This window comes from Sinomonas gamaensis, assembly GCF_005876955.1.
In the GTDB taxonomy this organism is placed as follows: domain Bacteria; phylum Actinomycetota; class Actinomycetes; order Actinomycetales; family Micrococcaceae; genus Sinomonas; species Sinomonas gamaensis.
The window spans coordinates 197,793-214,128 of record NZ_SSCL01000005.1 but is presented as its reverse complement, the minus strand read 5'-3'; the positions used below and the strand labels follow the sequence as shown (position 1 = coordinate 214,128).

The following is a 16,336-nucleotide window of genomic DNA, read 5'->3' as shown; positions in this document are numbered from 1 at the left end:
GACATCGTGACAGACTCGACCGCTGTGACCCCCGAAGACCTCGAGGTCATCAGTCGCCAACTTGGCCGTCCGGCGCGGGACGTCGTCGAGATTCCCGCTCGCTGCGTGTGCGGGAACCCGCTGGTCGCAGCCACCGCTCCGCGTCTCTCGAACGGCACGCCGTTCCCCACGACGTTCTACCTCACCCACCCGGTTGTGACCTCCGCCGTGTCGCGCCTCGAGGCGGCCGGCCTGATGAACGAGATGAATGCCCGGCTCGCCGATGATGCGGAACTAGCCAGCGCTTACCGCGCCGCCCATGAGGCCTACCTCGCAGAGCGCCGGCGCATTGGCGAACGCGCAGGAACCGGTCCGGTCCCGGAGATCGACGGAGTGTCAGCCGGGGGGATGCCCGACCGTGTGAAGTGCCTCCACGTCCTGGTGGGCCAGTCGCTTGCCATGGGCGTGGGCGCGAACCCGCTCGGCGACGAGGCCATCGAGGCCATCGCGGAATGGTGGACCGCCGATCGCTGCTACTGCGCTGGTGCCTGGGACGCCGAGGCCCCCGTCCCGAGCAGGGATCTGAGCCGCCACGGACCTCAAGGGCTGCCGTCGATCACGGGTCGGCCAGCCCCGGTCCGGAATCGACCGGCCGAGGGAACAGGGACAGCAGCCGAAGCACAGGGGGAGAGCGCGTGAGGGTTGCCGGGATCGACTGCGGGACGAATTCCATCCGTCTCCTCGTCGCCGACTCAGACGATGGCCAGTCCGGACGTCCTCAACGCCTGACCGACGTGCACCGCGAGATGCGCATTGTGCGGCTCGGACAAGGGGTTGACGCCACCGGCCTCCTCGCGGCGGAGGCGCTGGAGCGCACCTTCGCGGCCGTCGACGAGTATGCGGCGACCATCCGGAGCCTCGGCGCCGAGCGCGTCCGCTTCGTTGCGACGAGTGCTACGCGGGATGCGCGCAACCGGGACGTGTTCGTCGACGGCATCCGGTCTCGGCTCGGCGTCGAACCCGAGGTCGTCCCGGGAGCCGAGGAAGCGGCGCTCAGCTTCGCCGGCGCCGCCAGCGTTCTTCCCCTCTCAGCTGGCAAACCCGTTGTCGTCGTCGATCTCGGAGGCGGCAGCACCGAGTTCGTGCTGGGCGATGCAGCTGGTGTCATCGCCGCCCGCTCGGTGGACATCGGTTCCGTCCGGCTCACCGAACGCCACCTCCGCACCGACCCGCCGACGGCGAGCGAGATCGCCGAGGCGGAGGACGACGTCGACCGCGGCATTGATGAGGCCCTCGCCGAGGTGCCGCTCGCCCAGGCGACGGCCGTCATTGGCGTCGCAGGCTCGATCACCACAATCACAGCCCACGCGCTGGCGCTGCCCTCCTACCAGCCCGATCGCATCCACGGCGCTGAGCTCCCGCTCCTCGAGGTGGAGTCGGCGTGCGCGTCGCTCCTCGCCATGAGTCGCTCTGCCCGCAAGGACCTCCCCTATATGCACCCCGGCCGCGCCGACGTCATCGGAGCGGGGGCGCTCGTGTGGAGGAGGATCGTCGATCGCCTCGCCGACGTGACGGAAGGCCGGATCACGACCGCCATCACGAGCGAGCACGACATCCTGGATGGCATCGCGCTGAGCACGCTCGACCGCGCCGCGAGCTGAGGCATGGGAGTCCACAACAGCCCGCCCACGACGGCGGCGCGGCTGACCGCCGTCGTCCTCGCGTGCCTGACAAGCGCGGCGCTCGCCTGCTTGGCTCTTCTTGCTCCGGCCTCGTCTGCGCACGCGGACACCATCCGCGACGCCGAGTACTGGATCTCTGAATACGGGATCGACAAGGCATGGAGCGTGTCGCAGGGGGCTGGCGTCACGGTGGCCGTCATCGACAGCGGCGTCAATGGGGGAGTGGCGGACCTCAAGGGGGCCGTATCGGGCGGCACCGACGTCTCCGGCGCGGGCCAGCCCGACGGCCAGAAGCCGATCGGAGCGGAACCGGAGCACGGAACGCTCGTGGCCACGGTACTCGGAGGCCGTGGGCATCGCCCTGACGGTTCGCCGCTGAGCGGGGGCTCGACAGGTCCTGACGGCATCGTCGGCGTCGCGCCGCAGGCGAATCTGCTCACTGTCTCGACGTGGCTCGGGTCTCCGAACCCCGCCGGGCCCACGGACCTCCAGCAGATTCCGGCAGCGGTCCACTGGGCAGTGGATCACGGCGCCAAGGTGATCAACATGTCTTTGGGCAGCTCCTCTCCCGATTGGCCCCGGAGCTGGGACGACGCGTTCCTCTATGCCGAGCAGAAGGACGTCGTGGTGGTCGCGGCAGCCGGCAATCGCGGGGCGGGAAGCGTCCAAGTCGGTGCTCCCGCGACGATCCCGGGTGTCCTCACCGTGGCGGGCCTGGACCGCGACGAGCACGCGAGCGTGGATGCGTCCTCGCAGGGCGTGAGCATCGGCGTGTCCGCCCCCGCGGAGCAGCTCGTGGGCGGCCTCCCGGACGGAACCTACGCCCAGTGGGCTGGCAGCTCGGGCGCCACTCCGATCGTCGCCGGGGTAGCCGCGCTCATCCGCGCGAAGTGGCCGGACATGAGCGCCGAGCAGGTGATCAACCGCATCATCTCGACGGCCAAGGACGCGGGCGCACCAGGGCACGACCCCATCTATGGCTACGGGATCCTCAACGCGGAGGCGGCCCTGAAGGCGGACGTCCCGCAGGTCACAGCCAATCCGCTCGGATCCATCGCCGATTGGATCCGCGTCCACCGCCGCGACTCGCCTGCCTCTTCAGCCCCCGCCGCTCCTGCTGCACCCCCTGCGACCGAGACGCCCGTCGCGGAAGGGCCAGCTCCGAGCCCGGTTGCAGCTGCCGACTCATCACCTTGGCCCCCTATCGTCGTGCTCGGCTTCGGAGGGCTTGTCCTGGCGATCCTCGCGGGCGGCACGTGGCACCTTCTGACCCTCAGGAGACGCAGGCGCCCGAGTGCTAGTGAAAGTTTTCACAAACTGCTACAGTAAGATCCATGCCTTCCACCATTGATCTCGTCGACCGCCCGCGCGTCCTTGTCGCCGGCGGTGGTTACGTCGGTCTTTACGTCGCCCTCGGGCTGCAGAAGAAGATCGCCAAGGCCGGCGGCATTGTCACCGTCGTCGATCCCATGCCGTACATGACCTACCAGCCGTTCCTCCCCGAGGTTGCTGGCGGCAACATCGAGGCCCGCCACGTGGTGGTCCCGCTTCGCCGCACGCTCCCGGACGCCGAGGTCATCCAGGGCTCGGTCGTCTCCGTCGACCACGACAAGCGGACTGCCGTCGTGGAGCTGCCCGGCAACGAGGGCACAGTGGAGATCCCCTACGTGGACATCGTGCTCGCCGCTGGCGCGATCACCCGCACGTTCCCGATCCCCGGCCTGGCCGAGAAGGGCATCGGCAACAAGACCATCGAGGAGGCCATCGCCCTCCGCAACCAGGTCCTCGAGCGCATCGAGTTCGCTTCGACTGCTTCGGACCCGGAGGAGCGCAAGGCCGCTCTCACGTTCGTCGTCGTGGGTGGCGGCTTCGCCGGCATCGAGACCCTCACCGAGCTCGAGGACCTCGCCCGCTCGACCGTGGCGGCGAACGACCGTGTCAAGCAGGAGGAAGTCCGCTTCGTCCTCGTTGAGGCGATGGGCCGCATCATGCCCGAGGTCACGCCCGAGCAGGCCGACTGGGTCGTCCAGCACCTCCGGAGCCGCGGCATCGAGGTCCTCCTCAACACCTCCCTCGCCAGCGCCGAGGACACGCTCAAGCTCATCAATATGCCGGACAAGTCCCCGGCGCAGGAGTTCAAGGCGGACACCCTCATCTGGACCGCCGGCGTTCAGGCCAACCCGATGGTGCGTTCCACGAGCTTCCCGCTCGAACCGCGCGGCCGCGTCCGCGTCCTGCCGGACCTGCGCATCGCTGGCGACGAGGGCATCATCGAGAACGCCTGGGCTGCCGGCGACATCGCCGCCGTTCCCGATCTCACGGGCAAGGGCCTCCCGGACGGCACCTGCGTGCCCAACGCCCAGCACGCCCTGCGTCAGGCCAAGCTCCTCGCGAAGAACCTCTGGGCCGCCCGCTGGGACCGCCCGCTCGAGGACTACAAGCACAAGAACCTCGGCGCCGTCGCAGGTTTCGGCCCCTGGAAGGGCGTCGCGAACATCAACCTCGTGGGTCACATCGGCCTGACCGGCCCCCTCGCGTGGCTGGCGCACCGCGGCTACCACGGTCTCGCGATCCCGACCGCCGAGCGCAAGTTCCGCGTCGGCCTCGACTGGCTGTCGGCGCTGTTCGCGGGCCGTGACAACACGCCGCTCGAGAACCTCGACAACCCTCGCGCGTCCTTCGTCGCGGCCGCGAGCCCGAAGCCGAAAACCATCGCGCCTCCGGTCGAGCCCGCCAAGGCTCCGGCCCAGTAGTTCCTCTCCGGAGCTGCACTCACTTCGGCGGCCGCTTCCCTCGGGAGGCGGCCGCCGTCGTCGTCTCTCCTGTCCGGGGAGACCGGGTTGAGGCGATAGGCTGGACGCGCGCCCCAGTAGCCCAATCGGCAGAGGCAGCGGACTTAAAATCCGCCAAGTCAGGGTTCGAGTCCCTGCTGGGGCACGTTTTGCATATGCCTTGGCGTCCACGCGTCCATTCAGTTGTTCTGCAGAATTCTCCTAGATATCGTCCAAGAAACTCACCCGCTGGGGGTTCCGGAGGCAAGGAGTTTCAATGCGGCGACTGCGAGCGGCAATAGTCTGCGCAGAAGGCAGCGTCGTGAGCAGCTTCAGGCCGAGTCGGCATCGGTGAACCGCGAGATCAGCGAGCACCCCTTTGCGTCTGGCCCCATGCGGGCAGCCCAGTCGCTCATCGACAGCATGCGAGGTCGAGAACCGGAGGCAATCGACGCGGACCTTCAGAAGAACTCTCTGCCAAGCACCCAGGAAGTAGGCAGAATTACCGCCTCCGGAATGGGAAGTTGGGCTGGTCTTCATCGGATCAAGATGAAGATCGAGAAGAGAATTCGAAGACTGAATTAGCGGACTCGGCGGAAGGTTGTCTCCGGAAGCGGGCAGGCTGGCTCGATTCCATCCCGTGCAGAAGCCGTTATGAGGCTGTGACCTGTGGTTCTTCTGTGAAAATGATCATTCGATTAGCCTGACGGTGTGATCAGGAACACCTGATTCGTCCTGTTTGGGGTGCGCACGCCCTTCATGGAGGAGAAGAATCGAATGAGTTCACGTCAAGAGGCGTTACCCCGCCTCGCCAAGCTGACCGTTCTTGGCGTTGGGGTGGCCCTCCTCGCAACAGCCTGCGGGGGCTCCTCAGGAACACCGTCAAGCAGCGGCAGCTCAACTTCTGCGGCAGCTGGCGGCATCTCGTGCCCCGCTCCAAGTTCCGGCGGCGCCCAGCCCTCAGGCGGCGCGTCCTCTGTCGCCCCGGCAGACGTGCCCAAGTCCAGCACGGTCTCTCCGACCCCGCTCAAGATCGGTTCGCTCCTGCCGCAGACCGGCGCGCTCGCCTTCCTTGGCCCGCCCGAGATCGCGGGCGTGAACCTCGCCGTCAAGCAGATCAACGACGCAGGCGGCGTGCTCGGGCACCCGATCGAGGTCATCCACCGCGACTCGGGCGACACCACCACGGACATCGCGACCCAGTCGGTCACCAACCTCCTCGGTCAAGGAGTGGGCGCAATCGTCGGTGCGGCCTCCTCCGGCGTATCCAAGACCGTGATCAACCAGATCACGGGTGCGGGGGTCGTGCAGTTCTCGCCCGCGAACACGTCGCCCGACTTCAGCACATGGCCGGCCCACGGACTGTACTGGCGGACCGCGCCATCCGACGTCCTGCAGGGCCGCGTCCTCGGCAACTACATGGCCTCCTGCGGCGCCCAGACCCTCGGCATGGTCGTCCTCAACGACGCCTACGGCACGGGCCTGCGGGACAACGTCAAGAAGGCCTTCGAGTCGGCTGGCGGCAAGGTCGTCGACGAGGAGCTGTTCAACGAGGGCGATTCGCAGTTCAGCTCGCAGGTGGACAAGGTTGTGGCTGCGAAGCCCGACGCCATCGCCGTCATCTCGTTCGACCAGGCGAAGCAGATCATCCCGCTGCTCGCGGGCAAGGGCGTCAAGCCGACCCAGATGTTCTTCGTGGACGGCAATACGTCGGACTACAGCAAGGACCTCCAGGCGGGCACCCTCAGCGGCGCCCGGGGAACGATTCCGGGCACGTTCGCGAAGGGCAACTTCAAGACGCAGCTCCAGAGCATCGATCCCAGCCTGAAGGACTACAGCTACGCCGGCGAGTCCTGGGATGCGGTGAACCTCATCGCCCTTGCAGCCGAAGAGGCCAAGAGCACGAAGGGCACGGACATCGCGGCCCACCTCCAGGACGTCTCGCAGGGCGGCACGAAGTGCAACGACTTCGCATCCTGCGTCACGCTCCTGCGGCAGGGCAAGGACATCGACTACGACGGCCAGTCCGGCCCCGTCACCTTCGCCAAGAACGGTGATCCGACGGAGGCCTACATCGGCATCTACAAGTTCGATGACAAGAACGTGCCGCAGCCGGTGAGCGAGGAATACGGAAAGCTCTCCTGAGCCGAGGCTCCTGAGCGCGATCCGTTCCAAGGGAAAGGGCCCGTCTCCCGCACAGCGGGGGACGGGCCCTTTCCCTTGGGCTGCCTCCTAGCGGCCCTCGTCCTCAAGGGTTTCGGCGAGGGTTCCGAGGTAGAGCTGGATCACCTTGGGATCGTGCAGCAGCTCGCGCCCCGATCCGGTGTAGGCGTCCCGGCCCTGATCGAGCACGTAGCCTCGATCGCAGATCTGCAGGCAGCGCCGGGCGTTCTGTTCCACCATGATGACGGAGACGCCGGCCCGGTTGATCTCGTGCACGCGCAGGAACGTCTCGTCCTGCTTGACGGGGGAGAGGCCGGCCGACGGCTCGTCCAGCAGCAGCACCGCGGGATCCATCATGAGCGCCCTTCCCATCGCGACCATCTGCCGTTCCCCTCCGGAGAGCGAGCCTGCCCGCTGGGCACGGCGCTTCCCGAGCTCGGGGAACAGGTCTGTCACGAAGTCCCAGCGCTCCTTGAAGTTCTTGGGGCGTTGGAACATGCCCATCTGCATGTTCTCTTCGATGGTCAGCGAGGTGAACACGTTGTTGGTCTGGGGCACAAAGCCGATCCCCCGGCTCACGAGCTTGTTGGCCTTGAGGCCTGTGAGGTCTTGGCCGCGGACGACGACGGAGCCCGAGTGGACTTTCACGAGCCCGAACATGGCCTTCAGCAGGGTGGATTTGCCAGCCCCGTTCGGGCCGATGATCCCGATGAGCTCGCCCTTCTTCGCTTCGATGCTGCAGCCGTTCAGGATGTTGACTCCGGGCAGGTAGCCAGCCACCAGATCGGTGACCTTGACGACTGAGTCGCCCTCCGCCGTCGTCGTCTGCGTCGAAGCGGGGCTCGTGCTCTCGCGGCTCATGGACGTTCCTCCTTCGTCTCGCTCCGGCCAGCGTCAGCGGGCGCCTCGACGGACAGCGTCTCTTCGTCCCCGATGACGTGGCTCTCGGAGAGGATGCCTGCCTCCTCGGTGCCCACGACGGACTCGGAGTCGGCGGCAAGCTCCTCCTCGAGTTCCTTGACGCCGCCGGCCGCACCGAGGTCGACGTCGTGGTGCGCGCCGAGGTACGCGTCGATCACGGCCTGGTCCTTCATGACTTCGGCGGGTGGCCCCTCGGCGACGACCTTGCCCTCGGCCATGACCACGACCCAGTCGGCGATGTGCCGGACCATGTGCATGTCGTGCTCCACGAACAGCACGGTCATTCCGAGCGCCTTGAGGTTCTTGATGTGGTCGAGGAGGCTCTGCGAGAGGGCCGGATTGACGCCTGCCATGGGCTCGTCCAGCATCACGAGCTTCGGGTTGACCATGAGGGCCCGTGCCATTTCGAGCAGCTTCCGCTGCCCTCCGGAGAGGGAGGCCGCATAGTCGTCGCGCTTCGTGTCGAGTTTGAACTTCGCCAGAAGCTCCTCGGCCTGGCCCGTGATCTCCTTCTCGCGTTTGCCCCACACGCCGCGGAAGAGGGCGTTCCGAAGCCTCTCGCCGGGCTGCTCGGACGCGCCGAGCCGCATGTTCTCCAGGACGGTGAGCTTGCCCATGACCTTGGTCAGCTGGAAGGTGCGGACCATGCCGAGCCGCGCCACCTTGTAGGAGGACATCCCCGCCAGATCGGTGCCCTCGAACTGCCACGTCCCAGTGTTCGGGGTGTCGAAGCCCGTCAGGAGATTGAAGAGCGTCGTCTTGCCCGCGCCGTTCGGGCCGATGAGCGCCGTGATCTTGTGGCGCGGGATTTCGAGGTGCTCGACGTCGACGGCGTTGATGCCGCCGAAGCGCCTGCTGACGTTGTCCGCAACGACAATGGGATCCCGCTTCTTGCAGCCGGGCCCTCCCGGACCGTCGGCGATGGGCCGGGTGTCCGTCATGTAGTCGACCGCATCCGCGGTGGTTGTCTGAGAGTCGCTCATGAGAACGCGAGCTCCTTCTTGTTGCCGAAGACCCCTTGGGGCCTGAAGATCATGAGCAGCATGAGGGCCACGCCCACGAGGATGTAGCGGAGCTGGCCAGCCTGGGTCGGGCTGAGGAACGGCAGGACCCCGATCTGGATGAGGCCGAACAGGATGTTCTGCGTGAGGGAGAGGACGACCCAGAAGAGCATGGCCCCGATGACCGGACCGAGGACGGTGGCCATCCCGCCGAGGAGGAGGCAGGTCCACAGGAAGAACGTCAGCTCCGTGCCGTAGTTGGCCGGCTGGACCACGTCGCGGGGGAGCGTGAACACGAGGCCCGCCAAAGCGCCGCAGATGCCGCCGATCACCAGGGCCTGCATCTTGTACGAGTACACGTTCTTGCCGAGGGACCGAACGGCCATCTCGTCCTCGCGGATCCCCTTGAGCACCCGTCCCCACGGGCTGCGCATGAGCAGCCACACGATGATTCCGAGGATCACCACGAGGCCCCACCCGAAGACCCGGTAGAAGAAGTCCGGACTGTTGTAGCCCAGATAGTTCCCGGGAGGGAAGGGGTTCAGCTTGAGGAAGTCCTGACGGAAGCCCGCGAGGCCGTTCGCCGAACCGGTCACATCCGTGAGGCTGTTGGTGGTGACGACGTACCGGATGATCTCTGCCGCCGCGATGGTGACAATCGCGAGGTAGTCGGCACGAAGCCGCAGCGTGGGGATGCCGAGGATGAGCGCGAAGATGACCGAGGTGACAATCGCCACGATGAGCCCGAGCCAGAACGGCGCGCCGAAGTGGATCGTCGTCATGGCGAAGCCGTACGAGCCGACGGCGATGAAGCCCGCCTGCCCGAAGTTGAGGAGGCCCGAGTAGCCGAAGTGCACGGCGAGGCCGAGCGCTGCGAGTGCGTAGGCCGCCGTCGTCGGGCTCACCATCTCGCCGAGCGCCTCGGTGAGAATCTGTCCGAAATCCATGGGAGCCTCCTTAGCCCACTCGCTCGCGTCGTCCCAGGATGCCCTGGGGCCGGAACAGGAGGACGAGGATCATGATGACCAGCGCCCCGACATACTTGAGATCGGCCGTCACACCGAACACTGTGGTGAGCTCGACGAAGACCCCGACGACGATCGAACCCACGAGCGCCCCGAAGACCGTGCCGAGGCCGCCGAGGGTGACGCCGGCGAAGATCATGAGCAGGATCTGCTGGCCCATGTTGAACGTCACTCCGGGCCGGTAGTAGGCCCAGAGGATGCCGCCGAGGGCGGCGAGGAGGCCGCCGGTGACCCATACGAGGCGGATCACGCGGTCGACGTCGATCCCGCTTGCCGCCGCGAGGGCCGGGTTGTCTGCGACCGCGCGCGTCGCCTTGCCCAGCCGCGTCCTCAGCAGCAGGAATCCGATGAGGCCGATCACGACGGCGGAGATCACGAGCGATTGCAGGTTGAGCGGCGAGACCGAGACCGGGCCAAGATCGATGTCCTGCACCTGCGATCCGGGGAGCTGCTGGGTGGCGCCGCCGAAGAAGAACAGGATCACGTATCGCGCCGCGAGTGCGAGACCGATGCTCACGATCATCATCGGCACCAGGCCGGTGCCCCTCCGGCGGAGGGGCTTCCACAGGAATGCGTCCTGGACATAGCCGAAGACCGCGCCTGCGAGGAGGCCCACGATGATCGCGACCCAGAACGGCGCCCCGACGCTGCTCAGCGCGAAGACGACGACGGCGCCGAGCGTCACCATCTCGCCGTGGGCGAAGTTCGTGAGGCCCGTGGTGCCGAAGATGAGCGAGAGGCCGACCGCGGAGAGCGCGAGGAGGAGTCCGAAGCTCAGGCCGGCCACCAGCCGGTTGAGCAGCGTCGAGATGAAACTCTGCTGATGGACGGTGATCCCCGCGCCGAACGCGAAGATGGTGCTCACGTTGGAGGTCTGGTTGAACGTGACGGTCCGCGGATTCTCCTGCCCCTCGGCGAGCTTCACGCCGGAGGGGAGGGTGGATTCGTCGATCCCCACTTCATAGCTGCCCTGGGTGGGCACCGAGATCCGCCAGGACCCGTTGTCTGCCGAGGTTGTGCTGCCCTCGAAGCCGTTCCCTTTGACGTTGATCTTCACCCCGCCGATCCCCTGGCCGTTGTTGCGCAGGAAGCCGGAGATGGTGTTCTGGAACTGGGATGAGCCCGACCCGCTCGGTGCGGGCGACGGCGACGTGCTCGCCTCCGCGGAGGGCGCGAGGACGAGGAAGAGGGCAAGGAGAAGGCCGATGACGGCGCCAGCGGCGGAAAGGGGCCGCGCGAGCCGCGCCGGGTAGGCGGCTAGGCCTGGTCTATTCACGGGGTGGACCTCCGGGTTTCGGGGTCTGGCCGGCCGAGGCCGGCGGTGCGGACGGACCCGCAGATGCGACACGTGATGCCACGGCTTGGTACGACTGTGACGCGTCTCACCTGCTGAGACGCCATGTTACTCGGCGGAAGCAGGACTGGATGAGGCGCAGGCACAGCTCGAGGTTGAGATCGTGTAACGACTCGCTCACGGGCCAATCAGGAGGCTCTGGGGGCGGCGGAGAATGCCCCTTCCCAGGTCAGAGGTACAGGCCGAGGTCGCTGTCGCGGCCCTCGGGCTCCGCGACGGCGTGGATGTCCCGTTCCCGAAGCAGGATGTACTCCTTTGTGGCTACCTCGACCTCTGCCCGGTCCTCGGGGTCGAAGAGGACGCGATCGCCCACCGAGACCTGCCTGACGTTGGGCCCCGCCGCCACGACGTGGGCCCACGAGAGGCGGCGCCCCAAGGCGGCGGTCGCCGGGATCACGATGCCGGAAGCGGAGCGGCGCTCGCTCGAGTCCTTGTCGAGCTCCACGAGGATCCTGTCGTGGAGCATGCGCAGGGGGAGGCGCGACGGCGCCTTCCCGGCCGAAGGGGCGGCGGCGCGGGCAGGGCTCTCGGAGGCATCGGAGTGGGGCACGGCCCTAGTTTAGTTGGCGCGGGAACCGGGAGCCGTCAGCGCTCGTGCTCTTGGTAGCGTTTCGAACGCAGCACCTAGCACCTTCATCACCGCACCTCAATGAGTACAGGAGTTCACCATGGCCCTTGGTGGCAACCCCGTCTTCCGGGGGAAGAACTTCAGGAGCGCCGTCACCACGGCGCCTCCTGTCCCTCCTTCACCCTATGGACAGCCCGTCATGACCGCCGATCAGCTCGACGAGCTGTACCGCGCCCCGTCTGCCGGACCGGCTCAGACCGGCCGCATTTCCTACGACGACGTCATCGTCAAGACCCTCGCCTGCCTCGCCTTCGTGGTGGTCGGGGCGGCTGTGACGCTGGCCATGCCCGCCGGGCTCCGCCTCGGCCTCATGGTCCTCGGCGGAATCGGCGGCTTCGTCCTCGGGCTCGTGAACACGTTCAAGCGCGAGCCTGTGCCCGCACTCATCCTCGCCTACGCCGCACTCGAGGGCCTGTTCCTCGGAGGCCTCACGGCCCTCATCGACTACGCAGGCAAGGGGCTGGGCCTGCAGGCCGTGCTCGGAACGTTCGCTGTTGCCGGGGTCTCACTCTTCCTCTACCGCAGCGGCAAGGTCCGTGCCACGCCGAAGCTCGCGAGGTTCTTCCTCATCGCCATGGGCGGTTACCTCGCGTTCAGCGTTCTGAACCTGGTCCTCATGCTGTTCGGGGTTGTCCAGAACCCTTGGGGGCTGCGCAGCGGGCTGCTGGGCATCGGAATCGGCCTCGTGGCCGTGGTCCTCGCCGCGATCTCGCTCATCTTCGACTTCAACAGCATCGAGGACGCCGTGCGTTCGGGTGCCCCGCGACAGGTTTCCTGGACTGCCGCGTTCGGCCTCACGGTGACTCTCGTGTGGCTGTACACCGAGATCCTCCGGCTGCTCGCGATCTTCAACAGCAGCGACTAGGCCTCGGCAGGCCATCGACCGTCGAGGGCGGGTCGCGGAGGGAGCCGCGCCCGCCCTCAGCCGTGTCCGCCACGGAGTCCCGCCACTGAGTTTCCTCGCGGAGGTGAAATGCGTGCTCTCGCCTTCCCGTAGTGTCCTTGAAGGCACCCAAAACGGGAGGGCCTTCCGGAGGGGGAACAGCAGTGCACCATGCCTCGCGCAAGCGCGCCACCTTTGTCGCTGCGCTGCTGGGAACGCTGCTGGCGGCGATCTTCTCCGCGTCCGGGATGGCGGTGGCGTCGGCGAGCGATGGCGGGGAGACGGACGCGAGCGCCTCGCCCGCGGCCTCGGCGGAAGCCACCGTGACTCCGGGACCTGCAGAACCGAGCTCCACTCCGCCGTCGGCGCCGGAAACCGTGCCGCCGTCGCCGTCGGAACGGCCCCCGGTAGCACCGGTGTCCGCAACGCCGGCTACACCGTTGGCCGAGCAGCCGGTCCCGGTGTCGATCCCCGTTCAGCCTCCCGCACCGCTAGAACCACCGGCGGAGGCGAGCGCTCCCTCCAGTCCTTCTCCGCAGCCCGCATCGCCACCACCGAACGCCGCTCGGCCTTCCGAGGCGCCGCGAGTCCCCTCGGCGCCGGATCCGGCGACCGCGGGTCAGGGATCAGCGGCGCCGAATGTGGAGGCGCACAGTGCCGAGCCCACCGCGGCCGCCACAGCTCCTGAGAGCAGTCCGATGCCCGTCGTCGCCCTGGACACACCCCGAGCTTCGGCGGAGGTGACGACGGCGCCGTTCCTCGCCGCCGTCGCGATCGGAGGCGTCATCGCGACCGTGACGATACGCTCCGTCGGACCAGCACTCCGCGGGCCCGACTAAGCGAGGCGCCTCGCGCCGTCGGCCGGGCTGACCGTGAAGAGACGCGGAGCCCGGTAGCCCCGCTCCGAGAAAGCGGCTGAGACGGCGTCCCGCACCCCGGCTTCGTCCTCTGCCGGGACGAGAGCTATAGCTGAGCCTCCAAAGCCTCCACCTGTCATGCGCGCCCCGATCGCGCCGGCAGCACGGCTTGCCTCGACAGCTGTGTCCAGCTCGTCACAGGAGATCTCGAAGTCGTCCCGCATGGACGCGTGGCTCGCATCGAGATACGGGGCGATCGCCGCGGGTCCGGCGGTCCGCAAGGCCTGAACGGTGTCGAGGACTCGCTGGTCCTCCGTCACCACGTGCCGGACGCGCCGGAACGTCGTGTCGTCCAAGAGCGCTCGCGCCTCGTCCAAGTCTCCGAGGGCAACGTCGCGCAATGCCTTCACGCCGAGAACTTCGGCGCCCAGCTCGCATGCGGCCCGTCTGCTCGCGTAGCCGCCGTCGGCATGCGAATGGGCAACGCGGGTGTCGATGACGAGGGTGACGAGCCCAGCGCCGGGCGCATCGAAGGGGACCAGCTCCACGCTTTGGTCCCGGCAATCCAGGAACACCGCGTGCCCAGCCTCGCCCCGCAGCGACGCGGATTGGTCCATGATCCCAGTCGGTGCACCGACGAACGCATTCTCCGCGCGCTGGGTCGTGAGGACGAGCTCAGGGGCGTCGAGCCCTGCACCGGTCAGCTCGTTGAGGGCGCTGGCGACGGCGCATTCGATGGCGTGCGAGGACGAGAGTCCCGCTCCGAGCGGCACGTCGGAATCGAGCACGAGGTCGAAGCCCGGCACCCTGATCCCCCGTTCGCGGAGCGCCCACACGACCCCAGCGGGGTAGACGCTCCAGCCCCGGGCGTCCTCCCGCCGGACCTCGCTTGCCGACAGCTTCGCCACGCCCTCCGAACCGGCCGTGGAGAAGAGGCGGATAGCACCGTCCGAGCGGACGCGGACCGCGACCCGGGCGGCAAGATCGATCGCAAACGGCAGGACGAATCCCTCGTTGTAGTCGGTGTGCTCTCCGATGAGGTTCACGCGCCCGGGCGCGGTCCACACCCCGTCGGGCTCGCCGTCGAACGCCTCTCGGAAGGCGCCGATCACGTGCTCGATCGCCCAGCTCATCGGGCACCTCCAGAAGTCGCGGCAGCAACCGCGTCCCGCAGGCGGTCGGCGACATCCTCGGCACGGGTGTCGTTGATGAAAGCGCCCATGGCGGCCTCCGATCCTGCAAGGTACTTGAGCTTGTCCGCCGCGCGGCGCGGAGAAGTGAGCTGGAGATGGAAGCGGGAGGCGGTACGGAGATCAGGATCGATCGGGGCCTGATGCCACGCGGCAATGTACGGAGTGGGCGTCGCGTAGAGTCCGTCCAGGCCGCGGAGGAGCCTCAGGTACACGTCTGCGAGTTCGTCCTTCTCCTCGCCGGACAGTCCGGCGAAGTCGGCCACCTGACGGTGGGGGACGAGGTGGAGCTCGATAGGCCATCGTGCCGCGAAAGGGACGAAGGCGCTGAAATGCCGTCCCTCGAGGACCATGCGCTCGCCGCTGGTCCGCTCCCGGTCCAGGACCGAGCCGAGGAGGGTCTGGGTGCCGTCAGTCGCCTCGAAATGCCGCTGTGCCACGGCCGCCAGCTGGGCGCCTCGCGGCGTCAGGTACGGGTACGCATAGATCTGGCCGTGGGGATGGTGCAAGGTAACCCCGATCTCCGCACCGCGGTTCTCGAAGGGGAAGACCTGGCGAATCCCCGGCAAGGCGTTCAACTCCGCCGTCCGGTGAGCCCAGGCTTCAACGACGGTGCGCGCTCGGGTGTACGAGAGGGAGCCGAAAGAGCCCGTGTGCTCCGAGGTGAACGAAACCACCTCGCAGCGTCCCACGGCGGGTGTGCTCCGTCCCCAGGGAAGCTCCGAGGGAAGTTCCGCGACCGCGGGTCCAAGCGATGGAAAGCGGTTCTCGAACACCACCACGTCATAGTCCGGGTCCGGGATCTCGGAGGCGAAGGTCGGCGACGTGGGGCACAGGGGGCACGCGTCGGCGGGTGGCAGATGGGTTCGGCTCTGACGGTGCGCAGCCACCGCGACCCAGTCGCCGCTGAGCACATCGAAACGCAGCTCGCCCGGTTCGGGGCGCGCTGGCAGTTCGCGGGCGTCCGGAACCGGGACGCGCCGCGGTGTGCCGGGGTCATCGAAGTAGAGGAGCGTTCTGCCGTCGGCGAGCGAGCTTCGCGTGACGCTGGGGGACAGGCTGGCAGCTGTGGTCATGCGGGCCTCCCGGTGGCGGCGTGGCTGCCGATCTTCGAGGTCTCGGCAAGGATGACGTGGGGGATCCGGTCGTCGAGCTCCCGCCGGGCAGCCGCTGAGAGACCCGTGTCCGAGATCAGGGTGTCGGCGCGCTCGAGCGGTGCGATCTGGGCGAGGCTCAGGAGTCCGTACTTGCTGCTGTCCGCGAGGACGACGAGGCGAGCGGCAGCGTTGGCGGCGGCGCGGTTGGTCTCCGCCTCGAGCAGGTTGGGCGTGGTGAGGCCGCCCCGGGGGTGCAGCCCGTGCACGCCCATAAAGCAGATCTCGACATGGAGCTGTGAGAGGGACGACGTGGCGAGCGGCCCCACGAGGGCTTCCGATGGCGTGCGCTCGCCGCCCGTGAGGATGGTCCGCACCGAGTTGCCGAGTGCCTCGGCAACCTTGATGGAGTTGGTGGCGACGGTGAGGTCGGGCACGGTCGGGAGGAGCTTCGCGAGCGCAAACGTCGTGGTGCCAGCCGTCACGAAGAGCGTGGCGCCGGGCCGCACGAGCGCGACGGCCTCGTGGGCGATCGCCGACTTCGTGTCTGCATGATGGCCGAACTTCACCTCGAAGCCCGGCTCGGAGAACGCGAAATCCACGACGCGGGCGGCCCCTCCGTGGACGCGCCGGGCCAAGCCCTGGCTTTCGAGCTGCTCGATGTCCCGCCGAATGGTCATTTCGGAGACCGAAAGGGAGGCGGCCAGCTCCGCGACTCGGACAGCCTCCCGCTTCTCCAGCTCAGCGACGATGCGCGCGTGGCGCTCAGCTGCCAGCACGGTTCCCCC

At 67.8% G+C, this 16,336-nt stretch carries 15 protein-coding genes and 1 tRNA gene; 8 read left to right on the top strand and 8 right to left on the bottom strand.

Translation table 11 applies throughout. The features are described from left to right. Window positions 1–6 precede the first annotated feature (6 nt). The 6 genes from E5679_RS09370 (at window position 7) to E5679_RS09345 (ending at window position 6,577) form a co-directional block, all read left to right on the top strand. Window positions 7–678, top strand: a complete 672-nt coding sequence (locus tag E5679_RS09370; protein WP_249336039.1) for a DUF501 domain-containing protein — start codon at window positions 7–9, stop codon at window positions 676–678. Further along, window positions 675–1,640, top strand: a complete 966-nt coding sequence (locus E5679_RS09365) for a Ppx/GppA phosphatase family protein (protein WP_138415090.1) — start codon at window positions 675–677, stop codon at window positions 1,638–1,640. Before E5679_RS09370 ends, E5679_RS09365 begins: the two co-directional genes overlap by 4 nt. Window positions 1,641–1,643: 3 nt before the next feature. Next, complete coding sequence (locus E5679_RS09360) at window positions 1,644–2,990, top strand: S8 family serine peptidase (RefSeq protein ID WP_138415087.1); 1,347 nt, start codon at window positions 1,644–1,646, stop codon at window positions 2,988–2,990. Window positions 2,991–2,995: 5 nt separating this feature from the next. Continuing rightward, window positions 2,996–4,414 carry an NAD(P)/FAD-dependent oxidoreductase gene (locus E5679_RS09355; protein WP_138415085.1) on the top strand — a complete coding sequence of 473 codons (1,419 nt, stop codon included), beginning with the start codon at window positions 2,996–2,998 and terminating at the stop codon, window positions 4,412–4,414. Between the two features lie 110 nt (window positions 4,415–4,524). Next, window positions 4,525–4,598: transfer RNA gene (locus E5679_RS09350), tRNA-Leu, on the top strand. Between the two features lie 611 nt (window positions 4,599–5,209). Further along, the gene (locus E5679_RS09345) at window positions 5,210–6,577 is read left to right on the top strand and encodes an ABC transporter substrate-binding protein (RefSeq protein WP_138415082.1); all 1,368 of its coding nucleotides are present in this window, start codon (window positions 5,210–5,212) and stop codon (window positions 6,575–6,577) included. Between the two features lie 87 nt (window positions 6,578–6,664). On the opposite strand, the gene E5679_RS09340 is transcribed toward E5679_RS09345, so the two are convergent. The 5 genes from E5679_RS09340 to E5679_RS09320 all read right to left on the bottom strand — a co-directional run bounded on the left by E5679_RS09340 (window position 6,665) and on the right by E5679_RS09320 (window position 11,362). After that, window positions 6,665–7,456 (bottom strand): ABC transporter ATP-binding protein, encoded by a 792-nt coding sequence (locus tag E5679_RS09340; protein ID WP_138415080.1) that lies wholly within the window; start codon window positions 7,454–7,456, stop codon window positions 6,665–6,667. Then, window positions 7,453–8,499 carry an ABC transporter ATP-binding protein gene (locus E5679_RS09335; protein ID WP_138415078.1) on the bottom strand — a complete coding sequence of 349 codons (1,047 nt, stop codon included), beginning with the start codon at window positions 8,497–8,499 and terminating at the stop codon, window positions 7,453–7,455. Before E5679_RS09335 ends, E5679_RS09340 begins: the two co-directional genes overlap by 4 nt. Continuing rightward, entirely contained in the window at window positions 8,496–9,464 is a 969-nt protein-coding gene (locus E5679_RS09330) for a branched-chain amino acid ABC transporter permease (RefSeq protein ID WP_138415076.1), read from the bottom strand. Before E5679_RS09330 ends, E5679_RS09335 begins: the two co-directional genes overlap by 4 nt. 10 nt (window positions 9,465–9,474) lie before the next feature. Then, window positions 9,475–10,749, bottom strand: a complete 1,275-nt coding sequence (locus tag E5679_RS09325) for a branched-chain amino acid ABC transporter permease (protein ID WP_249336049.1) — start codon at window positions 10,747–10,749, stop codon at window positions 9,475–9,477. A 316-nt stretch (window positions 10,750–11,065) separates the two neighbouring features. Next, window positions 11,066–11,362, bottom strand: coding sequence for a GroES family chaperonin (locus E5679_RS09320; RefSeq protein ID WP_138415231.1), 297 nt, complete (start codon window positions 11,360–11,362; stop codon window positions 11,066–11,068). 202 nt (window positions 11,363–11,564) lie between these two features. Here E5679_RS09320 and E5679_RS09315 point away from each other — a divergent pair, with 202 nt between their 5' ends. After that, a complete protein-coding gene (locus E5679_RS09315; RefSeq protein WP_138415074.1) occupies window positions 11,565–12,389 on the top strand; it encodes a Bax inhibitor-1/YccA family protein in 825 nt (274 codons plus the stop codon). A 182-nt stretch (window positions 12,390–12,571) separates the two neighbouring features. Next, on the top strand, window positions 12,572–13,246 hold the full coding sequence (locus E5679_RS09310) for a hypothetical protein (protein ID WP_138415072.1): 675 nt from the start codon (window positions 12,572–12,574) through the stop codon (window positions 13,244–13,246). On the opposite strand, the gene galK is transcribed toward E5679_RS09310, so the two are convergent. Genes galK through E5679_RS09295 form a run of 3 tightly spaced genes read right to left on the bottom strand, consistent with a single transcriptional unit; the run spans window position 13,243 to window position 16,327 of the window. Then, on the bottom strand, window positions 13,243–14,397 hold the full coding sequence (galK, locus tag E5679_RS09305; protein ID WP_138415070.1) for a galactokinase: 1,155 nt from the start codon (window positions 14,395–14,397) through the stop codon (window positions 13,243–13,245). The two genes, E5679_RS09310 and galK, sit on opposite strands and share 4 nt — an antisense overlap. Next, the gene (gene galT / locus E5679_RS09300) at window positions 14,394–15,530 is read right to left on the bottom strand and encodes a galactose-1-phosphate uridylyltransferase (RefSeq protein WP_138415068.1); all 1,137 of its coding nucleotides are present in this window, start codon (window positions 15,528–15,530) and stop codon (window positions 14,394–14,396) included. Before galT ends, galK begins: the two co-directional genes overlap by 4 nt. Next, window positions 15,527–16,327 carry a DeoR/GlpR family DNA-binding transcription regulator gene (locus E5679_RS09295; protein ID WP_138415066.1) on the bottom strand — a complete coding sequence of 267 codons (801 nt, stop codon included), beginning with the start codon at window positions 16,325–16,327 and terminating at the stop codon, window positions 15,527–15,529. The genes galT and E5679_RS09295 overlap by 4 nt, the downstream gene beginning before the upstream one ends. Between the last annotated feature and the right edge of the window lie 9 nt (window positions 16,328–16,336).

Bases quoted from the DNA above. Each gene is read 5' to 3' on its own strand.
- E5679_RS09360 (WP_138415087.1), top strand. From the start codon at position 1,644: ATGGGAGTCCACAACAGCCCGCCCACGACGGCGGCGCGGCTGACCGCC.
- E5679_RS09355 (WP_138415085.1), top strand. From the start codon at position 2,996: ATGCCTTCCACCATTGATCTCGTCGACCGCCCGCGCGTCCTTGTCGCC.
- E5679_RS09345 (WP_138415082.1), top strand. From the start codon at position 5,210: ATGAGTTCACGTCAAGAGGCGTTACCCCGCCTCGCCAAGCTGACCGTT.
- E5679_RS09340 (WP_138415080.1), bottom strand. From the start codon at position 7,456: ATGAGCCGCGAGAGCACGAGCCCCGCTTCGACGCAGACGACGACGGCG.
- E5679_RS09335 (WP_138415078.1), bottom strand. From the start codon at position 8,499: ATGAGCGACTCTCAGACAACCACCGCGGATGCGGTCGACTACATGACG.
- E5679_RS09330 (WP_138415076.1), bottom strand. From the start codon at position 9,464: ATGGATTTCGGACAGATTCTCACCGAGGCGCTCGGCGAGATGGTGAGC.
- E5679_RS09320 (WP_138415231.1), bottom strand. From the start codon at position 11,362: ATGCTCCACGACAGGATCCTCGTGGAGCTCGACAAGGACTCGAGCGAG.
- E5679_RS09315 (WP_138415074.1), top strand. From the start codon at position 11,565: ATGGCCCTTGGTGGCAACCCCGTCTTCCGGGGGAAGAACTTCAGGAGC.
- galK (WP_138415070.1), bottom strand. From the start codon at position 14,397: ATGAGCTGGGCGATCGAGCACGTGATCGGCGCCTTCCGAGAGGCGTTC.
- galT (WP_138415068.1), bottom strand. From the start codon at position 15,530: ATGACCACAGCTGCCAGCCTGTCCCCCAGCGTCACGCGAAGCTCGCTC.